This window comes from Undibacterium paludis (genome assembly GCF_022568815.1).
Lineage (GTDB): Bacteria > Pseudomonadota > Gammaproteobacteria > Burkholderiales > Burkholderiaceae_D > Undibacterium.
Genome location: NZ_JAKZHX010000013.1, coordinates 1 through 19,478, shown reverse-complemented (window position 1 = coordinate 19,478; position 19,478 = coordinate 1). Strand labels below are relative to the sequence as shown.

Here is a 19,478-nt window from a genome sequence, read left to right as displayed (position 1 = left end):
AAGGCAGGGAATGTTGTTTGACAAGCCACTCTTCTTTCTGAATGCGATAAATAGTACGCACAATTTTTACTCGATTTTAACCTATACTGAACATCACAAATGGCAGTCTGCTTTGCATCTCGACGACTAAAACTGAGGTGACACAGGAGGGTATGATGAGAACATGGACGATACTTTTCTTCTCTTGCTTATTGAGTGCATGCGCCACCCCTCCAGCGCAAAAATTAAGCCATTTGCAATTCCATGACCAGGGCTTCCAGGCCAGTCCCACCCCAATAGATGCCAGAGAAGTCCTGGCCGTCAGCAAAGAAATGAAAACCTATTTGCAACAGGTCATTATGCCGGAAATCCAAAGAAAGAGTCCGCAACGCGCCCTTTTCAACGCCCTGGCCAACAAGAGTCAGATCCGGCTTGAGTATGATGCTGAAATGACACGCAATGCTGCACAGGCTTTCCAGGTGCGCTCGGGTAATTGTCTGTCGCTGGTATTAATGACCGCAGCCCTGGCAAAGGAAATGGGGCTCGATGTGCAATACCAGAATGTCTTGCTCAATGAGTCCTGGAGTCGCGCCAATGATCTCTATTTTGCCGCTGGTCATGTCAACATCATACTTGGCAAGCGATCTGGTTTTCTACGCAATACGGATGAATACAATCAGTCAATGATCATTGATTTTTTGCCGCCCAGTGAAGTCCTCGGGTATAAATCCGTTGTGATCGGTGAAAACACCGTACTTGCCATGTATATGAATAATCGGGCAGCAGAATTGCTGGCGCAACATAAAGTCAATGACGCCTACTGGTTCGCCCGCGCAGCCTTGCAAATCGATCCGGATTTTCTGATTGCCTATAACACCCTTGGAGTGGTGTACAGGCAGCACGGTGATATGCAACTGGCAGAAAGCGTATTCAAACAGATACTGGCAAGCGAACCAAAAAATACCATGGCGCTGAGCAACCTGGTAGAACTGCTGCGCAAGACAGAAAAAACTCAGGAGGCGCAAATCTATGCCACTCGCCTTGAACAGTTGCAGCCCTATCCGCCATTCCATTTTTTCAATCGCGGCGTTACTGCCATGGAGCGCGGTGACTATAAAGAAGCAAAAGCCATGTTCAAACGTGAAATCCAGCGTGACCCGGATTACGATGAATTCCATCTATGGTTGGCGCTGGCCCATTTGAAACTGGGTGAAATATCCGATGCCACCGAAGAATTACTGTCTGCCAAGGCAAATAGCACGACACGTAAGGCCCATGATCTGTATGTCAGCAAGCTTGAGCGCATCAAGGCCAGCTATACGCATTAGCCTCTGCAATAAAACATGTTGACACACCGATGACCGACTGAGTCTGCAATACCAGGTCATGTAAAAATTCGACCACCTTGATCTGTCACCTGTATTTGGGTATCAGATTATAATTGTTTGGCGAAAGTCCCAGCTCAACCCACCCAGTAATTACGCAAAAGCACATTGCTCTTTAATCAACATCGCGCAAAAAAAGGCCCTGAATGAAGACCTGGATCATTTTGCTACTCACCAGCTTACTGACTGCCTGCGCCAGTACGAATGCGTCCAAAATCGCCAGCATGCAATTCAACGATACCGGCTTTGCGCCTCCTAGCACTATTATTGATGCAGATCAGGTGATGGCTGTCAGCAAAGAAATGCATTCCTACCTTAAAAACGAGGTCGTCCCCCAGTTCCTCAATAAGGGACCACATCGCGCCTTGTTCGATGCCATTTCCAGCAAAAGTCAGATCAGGCTTGAATATGACGCAGAACTGACCCGGAATGCCGCACAGGCATTTCAGGCACGCTCAGGTAATTGCCTGTCATTGGTACTGATGACCGCCGCCCTGGCCAAACAATTGGGACTGGAGGTCCAATATCAGAACATCATTCTGAACGAGTCATGGAGCCGCGCTGATGATATCTATTTTTCCACCGGTCATGTGAATATTGTTCTGGGAAGGCGCCAGGGACTTACCCATAGCACGGTAGACTACGCACAAACCATGGTCATTGATTTTCTGCCACCCGCTGAATTGCGTGGACAACGCTCCGTACCACTCAAGGAAATCACCGTCATTGCCATGTACTTCAACAACCGTGCTGCCGAATCACTGACAAAACATCAGGTAGATGATGCGTACTGGTATGCACGCGCAGCTTTACACAGCGATCCGACTTTTCTCGCTGCCTACAATACCCTTGGGGTTGTATATAGACAGCACGGGGATCTCGTATTGGCAGAAAGTGTCTTTAAACAGATACTCGATACTGATGTAAACAATACAATGGCCTTGAGCAACCTGATTGAAGTACTGCGCAAGACCGAACGTCCGGCAGAAGCGTTGACCTATCAGGGCCGGCTCGAACAGTTACAACCTTACCCTCCGTTTTATTTTTTTAACCGTGGCATAGCGGCAATGGAGCGCGGCGAGTTCAGGGAGGCCTGCAACCTTTTCAAACGCGAAATCAGACGCGATCCCAATTATGACCAATCCCACTTCTGGCTAGCACAAGCCTACCTGAAACTGGGCGAGATAGCCGATGCGCGCGAAGAACTGGTGTTGGCGCAAGCCAGCAGCACAACCCGCAAATCACATGATATATATGCCGGCAAGCTGGAAAAAATCAAAGCCGCATACAGTCATCAATGAACCATCATTAATACATCTGCGAAATTGTCTGAGATCACGCACGTTATTGGTCAACTGGCAGAACCCGGGGCCGCCCGCCAAAACAGTGTGGGCTGCTAATAATACATGGCGATGTGGAAATTCGACCACGATGTCAAGCCATGTATTTTCGCGTCTCAGATTATAATTGGCGGATGGAAAATCCCGTTCAATTCGTTCAATGGCTGCGCTCGGTCGCACCATATATTCATGCCTTTCGTGGAAAGACCTTTGTGGTCGCCTTTCCCGGAGAACTGGTTATGGCAGGCGCCTTGCCAGTGCTGGCGCAAGACTTATCACTTTTACATGCACTTGGCATCAAAATTGTCATCGTACATGGCTCACGACCACAGGTGGCCGAACAGCTGGCGCTGCGTAACGTCGAAGGCCATTTTCACAATGGCATACGCATTACCGACACTGCTGCCCTGGAGTGCTCCAAAGAAGCGGCTGGCGAATTGCGCCTGGACATAGAAGCTGCATTCAGCCAGGGCCTGCCCAACACACCCATGGCCCATTCAGCCATACGCATTATTTCTGGCAATTTTGTCACAGCCAAACCCATAGGCATCGTTGGCGGCGTTGATTTCCAGCTCACAGGTATTGCCCGCAAAGTGGCGTATGACACCATGCACCGCATTCTGGATGCTGGCAACCTCGTCCTGCTGGGGCCACTGGGTTTTTCACCAACCGGCGAAGCATTCAACCTGACCATGGAAGACGTGGCAGTATCGGCGGCAACAGCCCTGCGCGCCGACAAACTGATCTTCATCACGGAGACGCCGATGATGGTGGACCAGGACAATGATGAAATCCGCGAATTGTCCTTCATGCAGGCCGAGCAGGAATTAAAAGCCAATTACCTTCCGCCTGACTCTGCCTTTTACCTGGAACATGCCATCAAGGCATCGCGCGGCGGTGTGCCACGGATACACATCGTGCCTTACAAGATGGATGGATCTGCGTTGCTTGAACTGTTCACCCATGATGGCGTCGGCACCATGGTGTCATCGGAAAACCTGGAAAGCCTGCGCGAAGCCACCATTGAAGACGTTGGCGGCATCATCAAGCTGATAGAACCGCTGGAAGCCGACGGCACTCTGGTCAAGCGTGGCCGCGAACTGATAGAACGGGAAATCAATTACTTCTCTGTCATCGAGCATGACGGCGTGATTTTCGGTTGTGCCGCCCTCTATCCCTTCCCTTTCGAAAAGATGGCAGAGATGGCCTGCCTCACTGTCAACCCTGATGTACAAAGTCAAGGGGACGGCGAACGGATACTCAAGCATATGGAAAAGCGCGCAAGGAGGGCCGGTTTCCACAGTCTGTTTGTATTGACGACACGTACTGCCCACTGGTTTTTGAAGCGCGGTTTTGTCAGTGCCTCAGTCGATGACCTGCCCAAAGACAGACAAAAAATGTACAACTGGCAACGCAAGTCTTTGGTACTGATCAAGCAACTGTAGGCGTCAGGCCGTATAATTCAGCATGTGGTTTTCAAGATTTCAAGATTTAGCAAAAAGGAGTAACACCATGGCCCGTATGGTCCACTGCATCAAACTAGACAAAGAAGCCGAAGGCCTGGATATCCCGCCATATCCAGGTGAACTGGGCAAGAGAATTTTTGAAAGCGTATCAAAAGAAGCCTGGGCTGCCTGGCTCAAACACCAGACCATGCTGGTGAATGAAAACCGCCTGAACCTGGCTGACACCCGTGCCCGTAAATACCTGGCGACACAGATGGAAAAGCATTTCTTTGGCGATGGCGCCGATGCTGCTTCCGGTTACGTGCCACCAACAGAGTAAGCAATAAAAACACACGAAAAAGCCCGCTATTGCGGGCTTTTCCATTTTAACTGCTCAAACCTGCTCAGACTGGCAAGAGTTTGCTGCGACTCAGAATTTCAACGTCTTGACACCTTCTGCCGTGCCCAACAGGCAGACATTGGCTCCTTGTCGCGCAAACAAGCCCACCGTCACCACACCGACGATATTGTTGATCTGTGCTTCCGTCGCAACCGGGTCAGTGATCTGCATACCGTGTACGTCGAGTATCATATTGCCATTATCTGTCAGCAAAGGCTGACCATCTTTCATGCGCAGGCGGGCATCACCTCCCAGCGCATTGAGCTTGCGGGCAACAACAGCATGCGACATGGGAATGACCTCCACCGGCAGCGGGAACTTACCCAGCACATCAACCAGTTTTGAGCCATCAGCGATACAGATGAATTTTTCAGCAACCGAAGCGACGATTTTTTCACGTGTCAATGCAGCGCCACCACCTTTGATCATCGCACCTTGCGCAGTAATTTCATCTGCACCATCAATATAGACGGGCATGGATGTCACCTCATTCAAATCGAGTACGGCAATGCCGTGGCTGCGCAGACGTGCGGCCGTTGCTTCTGAAGAGGCAACGGCTGCCTTGATCTTGTGCTTGATTTTGGCCAACTCATCAATAAAGAAGTTCGCTGTCGAGCCCGTACCGACGCCGACGATTTCGCCCTCTACAACGTAGGCAATAGCGGCCTGGGCTACGGCAAGTTTCAATTCATCCTGGGTCATGGTGCAATTCCATCCTGTTAAAAATTGGCTGAATTTTACAGCAGCAGGCCAGCTTCTTTCCAGTTTCAAGCCAGATCAGACTGGCCACAAGGGAGGTTCATCCATTAAAGCCACCTGCTCGCGCAACTCCAGTATACGGTCTTGCCAATAGCGCTGGCTATTAAACCAGGGAAAAGCCGCTGGAAAGGCTGGATCATGCCAGCGCTGGGCCAGCCAGGCCGAATAATGGATCAGCCGTAATGTGCGCAGCGCTTCGATCAAATATAGCTGGCGTGAATCAAATTCAAAGAAATCTTCGTAACCAGCCAGGATGTCAGTCAACTGACGCTGCATGTCAGCACGATCACCGGATAGCAGCATCCATAAATCCTGTATGCCAGGGCCCATGCGGCTGTCATCAAAATCAACGAAATGCGGTCCTGCCTGTGGACCGGACTCCAGCCATAGTACATTACCCAGGTGACAGTCGCCATGCAGGCGTATAGGCTGGATATCGCCAGCCCTGTCATAGCAACGCTGTATACCATCCAGGGCTTGCTGGCTGACGCTGGCGTAGGCGGCCAGCAGGTCGGCAGGGATGAAATCATGCTCCAGCAACCAGGCCCTTGGTTCCAGGCCAAAGGTCTGGATATTCAAAACAGGGCGGTCCTGATAACTGGCTGCTGCTCCCACAGAATGGATACGACCTATAAACCGGCCCAGCCATTCCAGCGTGGCCCGGTCGCCAGTTTCCGGCGCCCTGCCGCTTTGTCTGTCAAACAAGGCGAAGCGAAAGCCCTGATAGTGGCGCAGACTGTCACCATTTTCGGCCTGCGAAGCCGCAATGACCGGGATTTCATGCGATCGCAACTCGCGGACAAAAGCATGCTCTTCCTGAATCGCCGCATCGGACCAGCGCAATGGCCGGTAAAACTTGGCAATTACAGGGGCTGCATCTTCAATACCGATCTGGTAGACGCGGTTTTCATAACTATTCAGAGCCAGCATGCGGCCATCGCTGCGCATGCCACTGCTTTCAACGGCATCAAGCACCAGTTCAGGGGTCAGGCCGGCAAAGGAATCGGGGGAAATCATTTCTGTCATAACCGTCATTGTACGTGTGCCAGCGTATCCATAGTGCAAAAGTCCTGCACAACCGGCAAACAAAGCGCTAAACTTCGGGTATTTTCATACTTGCCTAACAAGAGTCACGCCATGCATCTCGACGAACCACTAAGCGACAAAGAATTCAACGAACTCGACAAATTCCTGATGTCGGACAAGGTCGGCGATGACGGCATGACCATGGACGCCCTGCACGGCTATCTGACGGCCATCGCCCTGGGGCCAGAGATGATACCGATGGCTGAATGGCTACCGCTGGTCTGGGGCCTGCCAGACCAGGGCGAACCCAAATTCAAGAACGATAAGGAAATGCAACGCATTACCGGCCTGATCGCCCGCTTCATGAATGAAATCCAGATCACCTTTGAAGTTGCACCGCAGGAATACGAACCCCTGTTCTGCGTCATGGAAAAGAATGGCAAGGAATTGATAGATGGTGAAACCTGGGCCTGGGGCTTTTGGGAAGGCATGCAATTGCGCGAAGAAGCCTGGGAAGCCGCCTGGGAATCTGAAGAAATCGGCCCTCTGCTGCAGCCAATTTACCTGCTCGGTGCAGAAGAAATCGAAGAAGACGAATTGAGGTTTGTCGATACCCCGGAAAAATGCCACGAACTGGCGCTGTCGCTGGAAGCATCCATCCCCGCCATACGCCGCTTCTGGGTGCCTTTACGTAAATCCGGCGTCACCACAGTCAAGCGCGAAGCCCCCAAGGTCGGCAGGAACGACCCTTGCCCTTGCGGCAGCGGTAAAAAGTACAAGGTCTGCTGCGGTGCCGAGCCTGTGTTGCACTGAAAAAGCCTTTCAGCAAAACAGTCATTCCTGCTTGCGCTGGAGGGAAACCTCTAGCGCAAACCTGTGCCAGCAGCAGATCTTCATGCTATTTTCATGCCTCTCAATTACATGCTGGAGACCATCATGAGCTTGCAAGAACAATTCAACCAGGCATTGGCTGATTCAAAAAACCTGCCAGAACGCCCTGACAATATGACGCTGCTGAAGATTTATTCCCTGTTCAAGCAAGGCAGTACAGGGGATGCAAGTGGTGATCGCCCTGGCATGACCGATTTTGTCGGCCGTGCCAAATTCGATGCCTGGGCAGGCCTGAAAGGCACGACCCAGGAAGCCGCCATGCAACAATACGTAGATCTGATCAATTCCCTCAAGGGTTAAGCAAATCTCCGGGCCTGCCGCCGGTCAGGCCTGCTATCAGATTGTCTGCTGCACGATTCGCCATGGCCCGCCGTGTCGCCTCTGAAGCACTTGCGATGTGCGGCGTCAGCACGACATTTTGCAAAGTCAGAAAATCGGGATTGAATTTAGGTTCATTCTCAAAAACATCCAACCCCGCCGCCGCGATACGCTTGCTGCGTAATGCTGCAATCAGGGCAGCATCATCAACGATGCCCCCGCGAGCCAGATTGACCAGAGTAGCCGTCGGCTTCATCAAATTCAGTTCGGCCTCTGCAATTGTGTGACGCGAAGCTGGTGAATACGGCAAAACCAGCACGACATGGTCGGACTGACGCAACAAATCCTCTTTGCTAACGTATTGCGCATGATTGGCATGCGCCTCCTGCTCAGCACTGAGCCTCGAACGATTGTGGTACACAACTTTCATATCGAAACCCATGGAACGCCGCGCTATGGCTTGTCCTATCCTGCCCATACCGATGATGCCGAGTGTGGATCCATGCACATCCGGTCCAAGAAAATAGTCATAGCGCCATTTGGTCCAGTGCCCGGCACGCAGCCAGTGTTCTGACTCAGTCACGCGTCTCGCTGTCGCCATCAGCAGGGCCCAGCCGAAATCGGCTGTGGTTTCATTCAAGACTTCCGGGGTATTGCTGGCCATTACGCCATGTGCGGTGCAGGCAGCCACATCGATGTTGTCATAACCAACAGCCATGCTGGCCACCATTTTCAAGCCCGGCAGCTGCTGCAAAAGTTCGGCATTGATTCTGGCGCTGGCAGTTGCCAATGCGCCAGCTTTGCCCTTGAGTCTGCTCGCCAGCTCAGATGGCGTGAAAATAATATCATCCTGATTGGAGTCGACTTCAAAATACTCTTCCAGTCTGCTCAGGACCTCCGGAAATATTGCTCTTGTTACCATGATTGCTGGTTTCATATGCGCACTCAATTCAATGATCAAATAAATAATTTGTCAAAACAGATCCGAGGCAAATCATACCTTGCCGCCAGCGATTTTTAAGCTGTTCTATAGCAGATCAACAACTTTCATCTGAGCACAGAATTGCACTCAAGAAAATTCATGACTGATGACACTGATCAACATTCTCACAGCCTGACTGACCTATAATCCGGGGTGAAGCCAGTCGCTGCTGCGCAAATAGCAATGTATCCAGGTTTCCGTCAGCATTTGCTTATGCGCAAAGTATATAAGCGTGATTTGTGAGAACTGCTAAATTGCCTTAAAATACAAGGCTTTGCAGCCATGCGCCTGTTTTCTGCGCTTTTGCTGTGCCCAAATCCCGAATTTTTAGTTTAGATTGGACTGTTATGACCCACGTTGTGACCGAATCCTGCATCCGCTGCCGTTATACCGATTGTGTGGATGTCTGCCCGGTGGACTGTTTCCGTGCTGGCCCGAATTTCCTCATCATCGATCCTGATGAGTGTATAGATTGCGCCGTTTGCGTCGCAGAATGCCCGGCCAATGCGATTTTTGCGGAAGAAGACGTGCCAGCTGACCAGCAGCAATTCATCAAGATCAACGCTGATCTGACGCGTAGCTGGCCTTCGATTACTAAAACTGTCGCACCATTACCAGATGCTGATGACTGGAAAGATGTCAAAGACAAATTGCAATATCTGCAAAAGTAATACGGAGCATCAGCTAAGCAGCTCTAACCACTCCGCAATATCAGGAATCATCTCGTCGTATGGAAAATAAACAAACTACCACGGCCAAGGCCGTCATTGAAGCAGATGCCGTTATCGTAGGTGCGGGCCCGGTTGGCCTGTTCCAGGTATTTGAATTGGGCCTGCTTGAAATCAAAGCCCACGTTATCGACTCACTGGCAGTTGTTGGCGGCCAATGCGTGGAACTCTACCCCGACAAACCCATCTACGACATCCCTGCCGTGCCAGTCTGCACCGGCCAGGAACTGACTGATAACCTGCTCAAGCAGATAGAACCATTTGAACCGACTTTCCACCTGGGACAGGAAGTTACCCTGGTAGAGCGTCGTGAAGATGGTCGTTTTGACCTGGAAACATCGACAGGCACACGCTTCATCACCAAAACCATCTTCATCGCTGCCGGCGTTGGCTCCTTCCAGCCGCGCACCCTGAAGGTTGAAGGCATAGAAGCGTTCGAGAACAAGCAAGTCTTTTATCGTGTCAAAGACCCGAGCCAGTTCCATGGCAAAAACCTGGTTATCTGTGGTGGCGGTGATTCCGCCCTCGACTGGGCGCTGAACCTGGTTGGCAAGGCTGAGTCCGTGGTCCTGCTGCACCGTCGCGAAGACTTCCGTGCTGCACCGGCCTCTGTCGCCAAGATGAAGGAACTGTGCGACAACTATGAAATGCAATTGACCATAGGCCAGGTGACAGGCATAGAAACCAAGGATGACCTGCTATCTGAAATCAAGGTTACCGGCGCCGATGGCGTTACCCGTCGCATGCCGCTGGACAATCTGCTGGTATTCTTCGGTCTGTCGCCAAAACTTGGTCCTATCGCAGAATGGGGTCTGGACATAGAGCGTAAGCAACTGAAGGTCATGAACACAGAAAAGTTCGAAACCAATGTTCCAGGGATATTTGCCGTAGGCGACATCAATACCTACCCAGGCAAGAAAAAACTGATCCTTTCCGGCTTCCATGAAGCTGCATTGGCGGCATTTGGTGCTGCACCGTATATTTTCCCTGACAAGAAAATCCACATGCAGTACACCACGACATCGCCGAAGCTGCACAAGATTCTTGGCGTCGAAACACCGGTTTTTGATTAACTCAACATCCGGGTAGTAAAACCACTCAACAAAAAACAAAAAAGCGCAAATTTTTGCGCTTTTTTGTTTTTAAAACTACTGAGCCTGTCCTGACAATGACTATCCTGCCGGACTGTCACAGTGACATCGAGAGTGAAGGACACGCGGTAAATCAGGGCAAGCCAAGATGTTAATAAAAAAGCGAAGAGATAGCATAGCTATCGCGAGTATTTGCAACGCAGCCATGATCGTCCCACACTTGGCAGGCTCTCCGACTTTCACTGCTAAAGTCCATTAGAATTTGGGCACCGCCGAATCTGATTCCTTGAATTGATTGGCAATCTGATGAAACTCATCCGTGATTTGCAAAAACGCCTCAAGGATATCCGGATCAAAGTGACTGCCGTTTCCCTTGCGCATGATGCTGATCGCCTCTTCGTGACTGAACGCCGGTTTATAGATGCGCCGGGAAATCAGGGCATCGTAGACATCAGCTACCGCCATCAAACGTGCCGACAAAGGGATGGCGTCGCCCACCAGGTTTTCCGGGTAGCCTGAACCATCCCATTTTTCCTGATGCGAATAAGTAATCTCACGGGCAAAACGTAAAAACTCATTACTCTCACCCAGGTATGTTTCTACCGAGATGATGGTCTCACGCCCGTAAGTAGTATGCAACTTCATTACCTCAAACTCTTCTGAGGTCAGTTTGTCGGGTTTCAAGAGAATATTGTCCGGTATGCCAACCTTGCCGATGTCATGCAGAGGAGCAGATTTATAGAGCAGCTCAATATTTTCATCACTTAATTCATTGGAAAAACGTGGATGATTCTTCAGCTTGCGCGCCAGTGCCGCCACATAATTTTGCGTGCGACGGATATGATTGCCGGTTTCATTGTCGCGCGTCTCGGCCAGCGAGGCCATGGCCATGATGATGGCGTCCTGCATCTTGGCCAGTTTGCGCGTCCTGTCTTGCACCAGACTTTCAAGATGCTTGTTTTGGTCCTGCAACAAATGTCTTGCGCGCACCAGGTTGAGCTGGGTTGCCACCCGCGCCAGCACAATAGGCGGGCTAATAGGTTTGCTGATGTAATCAACGGCACCCAGTCGCAAGCCCATTTCTTCGTCTTGCACCTGGCTCTTGGCCGTCAGGAAAATGATGGGTATATCCACGGTGGCAGGATCAGCCTTCAGGCGCCGGCAAGTCTCGTATCCGTCCATCTCGGGCATCATGACATCAAGCAGTATCAAATCAGGGCCGGGCCGGCTGGAAGCAATCTGCAAGGCTTTCAAGCCATTGGTAGCAATCTTGATCTTGTACTGGTCTTTCAGCAACCCCGACAGCAGCGAGATATTATCCGGCGTGTCATCCACAATCAGGATAACCTGCTTGGCGTTTTGATCGAATACTTCACTCATTTATCACCTCTGCAAGAAGTAAATGGTCCCGCTCTTCCCTGATGTCTGACATCAAACTGAATCCCATCAAATCAAAGTATTTCATATCCGAGGTTTTTTGCATTATTGCTCAACAAGCTCAACGCCGCATCGTAGTCAAATTGCCGTACGGCACGCATGATCTGCTTGTGCACGTCCGCCCCAAAGGCATTGGCAATCATTTCACCTGACTCTAACAGCAAGTCGACTGCCTCGCCATCGTAATCACGCAACAAGTTACAGCATTTTACAAGCAGAGCCTGCATCAACTCATGATCGACCACCAACACTTCTGTTGCCTTGACCTCAGTTTTATTTGACGATTTCTCCAACGCCAATACCTGATCTATGGCATTGACGGTGGCATGCATTTTTTCTGCACATTCAATCAGCAAAGGCTGCAAATCCACAACTTCGGCATCGCCATGCAGTTTCAATTCCAGCTCGGTTGCCAATGGCTGTATCGTTTTTGCCCCGATCAGACCTGCCACGCCCTTGAGAGTATGCGCCAGCCTTTCTGCCAGCAAATTATCACCCGCCTCCAATGCAGCAGTTATGTGATCAATCACATTTCTCTGGTCATCACAAAACCGCGATAGCAGCTCCAGGTAAAAAGGGCGATTACCCAGAGTACGGCTCAAGCCCTCTTCCACATCAATGCCCTCGATACGCAAACTATTGCCTCCTTCCTGCATTGGCAACTGCAGGTTATCGAAACTATTGCCTGACACGTGATCCGGGCACCAATGAGATATGGCGTGATACAACTCTTTCGGACTGATAGGCTTGGCCAGATGTGCGTTCATGCCAGAGGCAAAACACAGCTCACGCTCTTCCACCATGGCATGGGCGGTCATGGCCACGATAGGCAGGCCGTCAAATATCGGATTCGCACGTATGTGCCTGGTTGCTTCATGTCCATCCATTTCCGGCATTTGCACATCCATGAATACCACGCCATAGTAGTCCGGTCCGGCATTCCTCACCATTTCCACAGCGACACGGCCATTACCGGCAATATCCACGGCGACGCCCGCGGCCTCCATCAACTCGCGGGCAATTTGCTGATTGATCTCATTGTCCTCAACCAGCAGCACACGCAAATTCGCGTACTTGGGCACAAGGATGCCGTGATTGTTCGGTATGGCATAACTGGTACTGGAAAACAATTCGACCAGACAATCAACCAGGGTTGAGGCATTGACCGGCTTGGTCAGGAATCCGTCAGGCAAGGCGATGTCCTCACGATAACTGACTTCTTCACGACCATGGGCACTGACCAGTACCGTCAAAGGCGCGGGCTGCAATGAACCATCGCGCTTGAGATAAGTAATCAGTTCCAGTCCATCCATTTCGGGCATGCGCAGATCAGTAAATATCACGCCATAAGGATGGGTAAGATTACATTCCCGCACAGCCTGCAGGGCTGCCGCACCGTTATCAACGACATCAATATCTACCGGCAATTCAATCAGTATCTCCTGCAGGATTTCAGCAGCGGCCGGATTGTCATCAACAATCAGCAAACGCATACCATTGATGGCTCCCGGCACAACCTGATGCTGCACAGACGGTTGCGCAATACCGAACCAGCTGCTGAAGCGCACGCTGGTGCCGCGTCCGGCCTCACTGTCCAGGCTGATTTCCCCTCCCATCAATTCGACCATTCCCTTAGAGATGGACAGGCCCAGACCGGTACCGCCAAATTTGCGCGTGGTCGACTCATCGGCCTGACTGAAAGGGCGGAACAGTTTTTGCGCCTGCTCTTCCGTCATGCCTATGCCAGTGTCACGCACTTCAAAACTCAATTTAACCTTGCCCGCAGACATTTCCTGCATGTGGCAATTGACGTAAATCTCACCTTGTTCGGTGAACTTGATGGCATTATTGATCAGGTTGATCAATACCTGCCCCAAGCGCAAAGGATCGCCGTTCAGGTAGCGTGGAATATCGGGCGGCGCCCTGAACAAAAATTCCAGTCCTTTTTCGTCAGCCTTATCCGTAGTGACGGCAGAAATATTGTTGAGGACATCATCTAGATTGAAATCTACCTGCTCGATATTCAATTTACCTGCTTCGATCTTTGAAAAGTCCAGAATATCGTTGATGATACCTAGCAGTGAAATACCTGCCTTGTGAATTTTTTCCACATAGTCTTTTTGTTTGGCATCCAAGTCAGTCCTGAGTGCCAGATGGGCCATGCCTATGATGGCATTCATCGGCGTACGAATCTCATGACTCATGTTTGCCAGAAACATGGACTTGGCTTCGGTCGTCTCTTCTGCATGACGACGCGCCATCTCTGCTTCTTTCAATTCATTTTGCATTTGCAAGGTTTGCAGACGTATCTGCTCGGCCATGCTTTCCTTAAGCTGGGACTCAAGTAATTTTCTCTGCGTAATATCAGACACAAAAGACAGAGTAGCCGAGCGGCCCTCCCAATCGATCAGGACGGCAGACAATTCCACCCAGATAATGCTGCGGGTCAGATTGTTTTCTATCCGGAAGTGATAATACTGTTCGACCACTTCACCGCGCAGCCGTCTGGTATGGTGATCAATCACCATGGGCCGGTCTTCAGGATAAATCGCTGTGATGAAAGACATCTGAGCAAGCTGCTCAGCGTTATATCCGGTCAGGCTCTGCACGCGCGGATTGGCAAAGACGATACGTCCATCCTGCACCACAAGAATACCTTCAGTGACATTATTGATCAGTTGCCGGTAATGCTGCTCGGACTTGCTCAGGTCCTCTTCCAGTTGACGTCGGGCAGAAATATCCATGACGACCCAGACCGTGCCATGAGTCAGGTTCGTCTTGTCAACCGCACGTCCGGAAAAATGTACCCAGAACAAGCTGCCATCGGAGCGACGCATCTTCAGCTCTGTTTCATAGGCATCACCAAGCAATACTGATCGATTGACGGCGGCCCCGGATTCCAGATACGCCTCGCGGGATGCATAGAAAGGCTCCAGCGAAGCGCCGAGCACCTTGTCGCGTTCTACCCCGAATATCTGGCACAGGGGTGTGTTCACCCATTGCACGCGCCCCTGATTATTCAGAAACACCATGCCAACGATGGAATTTTCCAGTATTGTCTCGCGCTCTGCCAGCATGCGCTTGAGTTCATCTTCGAGCTGGCGTCGTTCTACCATGGCTCTTTCAGCCATGCGCCTTGCCAGGTCAGCCTCTTTTAATTCGTTACGGATATGCAAGGTCTGCACATGAACCCGGGTAGCCAAGCCCTGGGCCCGACCAAATAAATCCAGGTAACGTTTTTGCTCGTAATAGGCTTTTTGCCACTCGCCCTGCTCAGTAAATATCTCGGACAACTCCTTGATGGCTCGCAAGGGCATATAGATGTAGCCCTTACCGCCTATCTCATCGATTGCACGCGTCAAGTCGCGTATGGCTTCAGGGTAGCGCTTGTGGCAGCGGTGCAAATGCCCACTGACCCACCAGCTGTACGGCTTCAGGTGTTTGTCTTCGAAATTGTCGAGCAGGCTCATGGCTGTCGCACTGAGTTTGTCAGCCTCTTCCAGCTGCCCGCGCATGGCCAGGGTATAGGCTGCCACTGACAGGCAGAAAGCCCTGCTGGAGGTGTCTGAGCCAGCGCCGCTTTTAATGCCAACAATGTAAGAAGCAATGGTCTGATAAGCCTCTTCGTACTTGTCCAGCGACACCTTGCACAGGGCCAGCATGGTCGACACAAATGGGGCCAGCCAGCGCTCGGAAGAGTTGACAGCGATTTCCCTTGCTTCCTGCAGCAAGACTTCGGCATCTTCGGCATTGCCGCTGACATAAAAAATCTCACCCAGATTGGCCGTCACCTGTGCAACACGATTTGGCATCTGCAAGGCGCGCGCATCATTAAGAGCAGTATAAAAATGTCGTATTGCTTCTTCGGTATAGCCAAGCTCTTGCGCCAGAATACCCAGGGTATTGTAGACAACAATGGATATGCGGCTGACCTTCATGCGCAAGGCCGGGACGATACGGGCATGAGTCAGTGCATAAGCTTCCTGCACCTGGCCGCGGCGACGCCATACGGCGACAGTACCAAACAGGGCGAAGGCCATGCCCTCATGTTCGTCAACAGATTCAAACAGGGTAGCAGCGCGCTCGAAAACCGGGGCTGCCTTATCCATCTGATCGTCGAAATAATCAGCAAAAGCATCAATCACATCGGCTGCAATCAGTGCATTCGGATCGTTACGGCCTGACTCCTGCTGCCGGATGGATGCGGCGACCTTACGACCATCGCCAGGTGTGTCGCGCATCAAGTCCAGGGCGTTCATGCAAAGCTCGCGCCAGTGGATTCCTGCCAGAGAACTATCTTTACTCATTCTACTCAGCTCTTCAGTAAGAAATGATGCCATGAAAAATCAAATCGATAACTGCACATGGTCCAGGCTCATTGTTTTGATTCATTATTTGCCAGACAATCAGACATACCGCCATCTTAACTGCTATGAAGAAGCTTATGAGAGGTTTATCAATAAGCATCATCAGAACTGTCGCTTTTTTTAGAAGCCACATCACTACACTATTTGAATTCACGGCAAAAATTACAACGACCAACTGCAGAAAATAACTTAAATATCAACATTTCCACAAGAAATCATTGCATATCGGTCAATAATTTAACATTAATTCACACCAACTGGTTAAGCAATTCCTTTGCTCGGCCCCAAATTTTTAAAACTGGTTTATGATGCATTGCAACAGTACAAATCAGTGTTTTTTCTAAGCTTTTTTCGCTTGGTCATACGTCTGGAACAGTCGTGTAGTTTCAACAGATATGTCCCTGCACCCTATTTGAAAGATTCACTATGCTTTATCAAATTCATGAGCTTAATCGCGCTTTTCTGAATCCCTTGACGCAATGGGCAGAAGCATCTTCCAAACTGTTCACAAACCCGGTTTCGCCGCTGGCGCATACGCCCTATTCGCAAAGAATAGCAGCCGGATATGAATTACTGTTCCGTCTTGGCAAAGATTACGAAAAACCAGAATTTGGTATCACCTCCACGACAATAGACAAGCAGGTCGTTGAAATCTCACAAAGTACTGCCGTCATCAAACCTTTCTGTAAGCTTCTGCATTTCAAGAAAGTACTCAGTGACAAGGAATTCGCCAAACTTGATCAGCCCAAGGTCTTGCTTGTAGCACCGTTGTCAGGCCACCATTCGACCCTGTTGCGCGACACGGTACGTGGTCTGCTACCCAAGCATGATGTGTATATCACCGACTGGACGGATGCTCGCATGGTGCCTTTGTCTGCCGGCCCTTTCCATCTGCATGACTACATCTATTACATCCGGGACTTTATCCACTTCCTCGGTGCAGACACCCATGTCATTTCAGTTTGCCAGCCTACTGTACCGGTCCTGGCCGCCATCTCTTTGATGGCAACAGCCAAAGACCCTTTGCTGCCAAAAACCATGACCTTGATGGGAGGGCCAATAGACCCGCGCAAATCACCTACTCAGGTCAATAACCTGGCTACGGAAAAGAAATTCTCCTGGTTTGAAAACACGGTGATTTACAGCGTTCCAGCCAACTATCCTGGCTACGGCCGCAAGGTTTATCCAGGCTTCCTGCAACACACAGGTTTTGTTGCCATGAATCCTGACCGTCATGCGCAAAGTCACTGGGATTACTACCAGCATCTGGTGCAAGGTGATGATGAATCCGCAGAACAGCATCGCAAGTTTTATGATGAATACAATGCGGTGCTCGACATGCCTGCTGAATACTATCTGGAAACCATCAAGACAGTGTTCCAGGAATTCCGCCTGCCCATGGGCACCTGGGAAGTCGAAGGCAAGCTGGTCAGGCCCCAGGACATCAAAACTGTCGCCCTGTTCACGGTCGAAGGTGAACTCGATGACATTTCCGGTGCCGGTCAAACCCAGGCAGCACACGACTTGTGCAGCAACATTCCTGCCAGCATGAAACAGGATTATGTAGCCCCGGGTGCCGGTCATTACGGCATATTCTCAGGCCGTCGCTGGCGCGACATCATCTGTCCGAAAATCGGTGAATTCATCAAAGAACATTCCTGAACCATCTTTGCAAATCAGTTTCACTTCAAGCCACCCTCTGAAAAGACGGTGGCTTTTTTATTTGTAGTCACCTGACTTTGGGGGGATAATCATGCCTCTCTTATGTTTTTTGTGATGCGCCGTGCCCGATACCCTTGCAGACCAGCTTGAAAACGCCTTACCGCAAACCCAGTGTACAAAATGCGGTTACCCTGCATGCCGCCCCTATGCCGAAGCCATCGCCAACGGCAATGCAAACTACAATCAATGCCCGCCTGGTGGACAGGAAGGTATACTGCGCCTGGCCAATATCCTTGGCAAGCCGGTCATCCCGCTTGATGTCAGCCATGGTCTGGAAAGAGAAAGACCGGTAGCCCAGATAGACGAGGCCTATTGCATAGGCTGTACGCTGTGCATACAGGCATGCCCTGTCGATGCGATTATCGGCGCGCCCAAACAAATGCACAGCATTCTCAGCGATCTCTGTACTGGCTGCGATCTCTGTGTAGCACCCTGCCCCGTTGATTGCATCAGCATGGTGCCACTAACCACAGGAAAAACTGGCTGGGATGCCTGGAGCCAGCCCCTGGCCGATAAGGCTCGCCAGCAATTCAACTTCCGCAATCAACGGCTAATCAGGGAAAAACAGGAGAATGACGAGCGCCTTGCAGCCAAGGCAGCCGCCAAACTATTGGCACTGGAAACAGAGCCAGCCCTGAGTGCAGAAGAAATCGCCAGCAAGGAGCGCAAAAAAGCCATCATTGCTGCTGCAATAGAAAGAGCTCGCCTTAAAAAACTGCAGGCCGGGACAGACGATAATAACAAGGATAAAAAGGAATGAACGCAGCAAAACGCCACGCCATTTTTGCACGCCTGCAACAGCAAAACCCGCACCCGACGACAGAACTGGAATACACGACACCGTTTGAATTGCTGATCGCCGTCCTGTTGTCGGCACAGGCTACCGATGTATCAGTGAATAAAGCAACGCGCCTGCTTTACCCTGTCGCCAACAAGCCAGAAACAATTCACGCCCTGGGTGTAGATGGCCTGATCCCTTACATCCAGACCATAGGCCTGTTTCGCACCAAGGCAAAGAATGTGATCGAAACTTGCCGCATACTGATGACAGAACATGGCAGTGAAGTACCGCGCCAGCGCGAAGCGCTGGAGGCCTTACCAGGGGTCGGTCGCAAGACTGCCAATGTAGTCATGAATACCGCATTTGGCGAACCCACCATCGCCGTTGATACACATATCTTTCGCGTGTCAAACCGTACCGGTATCGCCCCTGGGAAAAATGTCGATATCGTCGAAGAAAAATTGATGAAATTTGTCCCACCAGAATTCAGGCAGGACGCCCATCACTGGTTGATCCTGCACGGACGTTATACCTGCATTGCCAGAAAACCCAAATGCTGGAACTGCATGATTGCCGACCTGTGCGAATTCAAGCAAAAAACACCCTTGCCTGAGACCGTATAAAACATAAGGGTATCCATGGAAAAAGAGCCTGCAGGCAAGCCCTTTTTAAACTCTAAGGAACGTCTAATTAAGTTCTAATTTTTCAGATTTAAAAATCATGGTCAGGCCAAGGCATAAAAATTGCCGCCGGAACATGATGATTTCTATAAATTGGGGAAGCCATTTCCCCATTCTTCTCAACTCTTGGGCGATTTCTCGCCCATC

Annotated in this window: 16 protein-coding genes; 11 read left to right on the top strand and 5 right to left on the bottom strand. The window is 50.7% G+C overall.

Annotation, left to right across the window (positions count from 1 at the left end):
* Positions 1-152 precede the first annotated feature (152 nt).
* From LZ463_RS21250 to LZ463_RS21235, 4 genes are all read left to right on the top strand, one after another.
* Entirely contained in the window at positions 153-1,307 is a 1,155-nt protein-coding gene (locus LZ463_RS21250; protein WP_241458228.1) for a tetratricopeptide repeat protein, read from the top strand.
* 203 nt (positions 1,308-1,510) lie between these two features.
* Complete coding sequence (locus LZ463_RS21245; protein WP_241458226.1) at positions 1,511-2,665, top strand: tetratricopeptide repeat protein; 1,155 nt, start codon at positions 1,511-1,513, stop codon at positions 2,663-2,665.
* A gap of 173 nt (positions 2,666-2,838) precedes the next feature.
* On the top strand, positions 2,839-4,149 hold the full coding sequence (gene argA, locus LZ463_RS21240) for an amino-acid N-acetyltransferase (RefSeq protein WP_241458224.1): 1,311 nt from the start codon (positions 2,839-2,841) through the stop codon (positions 4,147-4,149).
* Between the two features lie 67 nt (positions 4,150-4,216).
* On the top strand, positions 4,217-4,489 hold the full coding sequence (locus LZ463_RS21235; RefSeq protein WP_241458222.1) for an oxidative damage protection protein: 273 nt from the start codon (positions 4,217-4,219) through the stop codon (positions 4,487-4,489).
* A gap of 90 nt (positions 4,490-4,579) precedes the next feature.
* Here LZ463_RS21235 and rpiA read toward each other — a convergent pair whose 3' ends face one another.
* On the bottom strand, positions 4,580-5,251 hold the full coding sequence (rpiA, locus tag LZ463_RS21230; protein ID WP_241458220.1) for a ribose-5-phosphate isomerase RpiA: 672 nt from the start codon (positions 5,249-5,251) through the stop codon (positions 4,580-4,582).
* A 75-nt stretch (positions 5,252-5,326) separates the two neighbouring features.
* Positions 5,327-6,343: a serine/threonine protein kinase gene (locus LZ463_RS21225; RefSeq protein ID WP_241458219.1), complete on the bottom strand. Its 1,017-nt coding sequence runs from the start codon at positions 6,341-6,343 to the stop codon at positions 5,327-5,329.
* A gap of 102 nt (positions 6,344-6,445) precedes the next feature.
* Here LZ463_RS21225 and LZ463_RS21220 point away from each other — a divergent pair, with 102 nt between their 5' ends.
* The gene (locus LZ463_RS21220) at positions 6,446-7,147 is read left to right on the top strand and encodes a UPF0149 family protein (protein ID WP_241458217.1); all 702 of its coding nucleotides are present in this window, start codon (positions 6,446-6,448) and stop codon (positions 7,145-7,147) included.
* Positions 7,148-7,270: 123 nt separating this feature from the next.
* Positions 7,271-7,525, top strand: a complete 255-nt coding sequence (locus LZ463_RS21215) for an acyl-CoA-binding protein (RefSeq protein WP_241458215.1) — start codon at positions 7,271-7,273, stop codon at positions 7,523-7,525.
* Here the strand turns inward: LZ463_RS21215 and LZ463_RS21210 are convergent.
* Positions 7,515-8,480, bottom strand: a complete 966-nt coding sequence (locus tag LZ463_RS21210) for a 2-hydroxyacid dehydrogenase (RefSeq protein ID WP_241458213.1) — start codon at positions 8,478-8,480, stop codon at positions 7,515-7,517. The two genes, LZ463_RS21215 and LZ463_RS21210, sit on opposite strands and share 11 nt — an antisense overlap.
* Positions 8,481-8,872: 392 nt before the next feature.
* Here LZ463_RS21210 and fdxA point away from each other — a divergent pair, with 392 nt between their 5' ends.
* Both fdxA and LZ463_RS21200 read left to right on the top strand, forming a co-directional pair.
* On the top strand, positions 8,873-9,196 hold the full coding sequence (gene fdxA / locus LZ463_RS21205) for a ferredoxin FdxA (RefSeq protein WP_241458211.1): 324 nt from the start codon (positions 8,873-8,875) through the stop codon (positions 9,194-9,196).
* 59 nt (positions 9,197-9,255) lie between these two features.
* Positions 9,256-10,326: an NAD(P)/FAD-dependent oxidoreductase gene (locus tag LZ463_RS21200; protein ID WP_241458209.1), complete on the top strand. Its 1,071-nt coding sequence runs from the start codon at positions 9,256-9,258 to the stop codon at positions 10,324-10,326.
* Between the two features lie 273 nt (positions 10,327-10,599).
* Here LZ463_RS21200 and LZ463_RS21195 read toward each other — a convergent pair whose 3' ends face one another.
* Both LZ463_RS21195 and LZ463_RS21190 read right to left on the bottom strand, forming a co-directional pair.
* Positions 10,600-11,724: a response regulator gene (locus LZ463_RS21195; RefSeq protein WP_241458207.1), complete on the bottom strand. Its 1,125-nt coding sequence runs from the start codon at positions 11,722-11,724 to the stop codon at positions 10,600-10,602.
* Between the two features lie 71 nt (positions 11,725-11,795).
* The gene (locus tag LZ463_RS21190) at positions 11,796-16,088 is read right to left on the bottom strand and encodes a response regulator (protein WP_241458205.1); all 4,293 of its coding nucleotides are present in this window, start codon (positions 16,086-16,088) and stop codon (positions 11,796-11,798) included.
* Between the two features lie 486 nt (positions 16,089-16,574).
* Between LZ463_RS21190 and LZ463_RS21185 the strand changes: the two genes are divergently transcribed.
* From LZ463_RS21185 to nth, 3 genes are all read left to right on the top strand, one after another.
* Positions 16,575-17,810, top strand: coding sequence for a polyhydroxyalkanoate depolymerase (locus tag LZ463_RS21185; RefSeq protein WP_241458203.1), 1,236 nt, complete (start codon positions 16,575-16,577; stop codon positions 17,808-17,810).
* Positions 17,811-17,931: 121 nt separating this feature from the next.
* The gene (gene rsxB / locus LZ463_RS21180) at positions 17,932-18,630 is read left to right on the top strand and encodes an electron transport complex subunit RsxB (protein WP_241458201.1); all 699 of its coding nucleotides are present in this window, start codon (positions 17,932-17,934) and stop codon (positions 18,628-18,630) included.
* Positions 18,627-19,274 carry an endonuclease III gene (gene nth, locus LZ463_RS21175; RefSeq protein WP_241458199.1) on the top strand — a complete coding sequence of 216 codons (648 nt, stop codon included), beginning with the start codon at positions 18,627-18,629 and terminating at the stop codon, positions 19,272-19,274. The genes rsxB and nth overlap by 4 nt, the downstream gene beginning before the upstream one ends.
* The last annotated feature ends 204 nt before the right edge of the window (positions 19,275-19,478 follow it).

Excerpts from the sequence above, each read along its gene's own strand:
- LZ463_RS21250 (WP_241458228.1), top strand. The coding sequence starts at position 153 with ATGATGAGAACATGGACGATACTTTTCTTCTCTTGCTTATTGAGTGCA.
- LZ463_RS21245 (WP_241458226.1), top strand. The coding sequence starts at position 1,511 with ATGAAGACCTGGATCATTTTGCTACTCACCAGCTTACTGACTGCCTGC.
- argA (WP_241458224.1), top strand. The coding sequence starts at position 2,839 with ATGGAAAATCCCGTTCAATTCGTTCAATGGCTGCGCTCGGTCGCACCA.
- LZ463_RS21235 (WP_241458222.1), top strand. The coding sequence starts at position 4,217 with ATGGCCCGTATGGTCCACTGCATCAAACTAGACAAAGAAGCCGAAGGC.
- rpiA (WP_241458220.1), bottom strand. The coding sequence starts at position 5,251 with ATGACCCAGGATGAATTGAAACTTGCCGTAGCCCAGGCCGCTATTGCC.
- LZ463_RS21225 (WP_241458219.1), bottom strand. The coding sequence starts at position 6,343 with ATGACGGTTATGACAGAAATGATTTCCCCCGATTCCTTTGCCGGCCTG.
- LZ463_RS21220 (WP_241458217.1), top strand. The coding sequence starts at position 6,446 with ATGCATCTCGACGAACCACTAAGCGACAAAGAATTCAACGAACTCGAC.
- LZ463_RS21215 (WP_241458215.1), top strand. The coding sequence starts at position 7,271 with ATGAGCTTGCAAGAACAATTCAACCAGGCATTGGCTGATTCAAAAAAC.
- LZ463_RS21210 (WP_241458213.1), bottom strand. The coding sequence starts at position 8,480 with ATGAAACCAGCAATCATGGTAACAAGAGCAATATTTCCGGAGGTCCTG.
- fdxA (WP_241458211.1), top strand. The coding sequence starts at position 8,873 with ATGACCCACGTTGTGACCGAATCCTGCATCCGCTGCCGTTATACCGAT.
- LZ463_RS21200 (WP_241458209.1), top strand. The coding sequence starts at position 9,256 with ATGGAAAATAAACAAACTACCACGGCCAAGGCCGTCATTGAAGCAGAT.
- LZ463_RS21195 (WP_241458207.1), bottom strand. The coding sequence starts at position 11,724 with ATGAGTGAAGTATTCGATCAAAACGCCAAGCAGGTTATCCTGATTGTG.
- LZ463_RS21190 (WP_241458205.1), bottom strand. The coding sequence starts at position 16,088 with ATGAGTAAAGATAGTTCTCTGGCAGGAATCCACTGGCGCGAGCTTTGC.
- LZ463_RS21185 (WP_241458203.1), top strand. The coding sequence starts at position 16,575 with ATGCTTTATCAAATTCATGAGCTTAATCGCGCTTTTCTGAATCCCTTG.
- nth (WP_241458199.1), top strand. The coding sequence starts at position 18,627 with ATGAACGCAGCAAAACGCCACGCCATTTTTGCACGCCTGCAACAGCAA.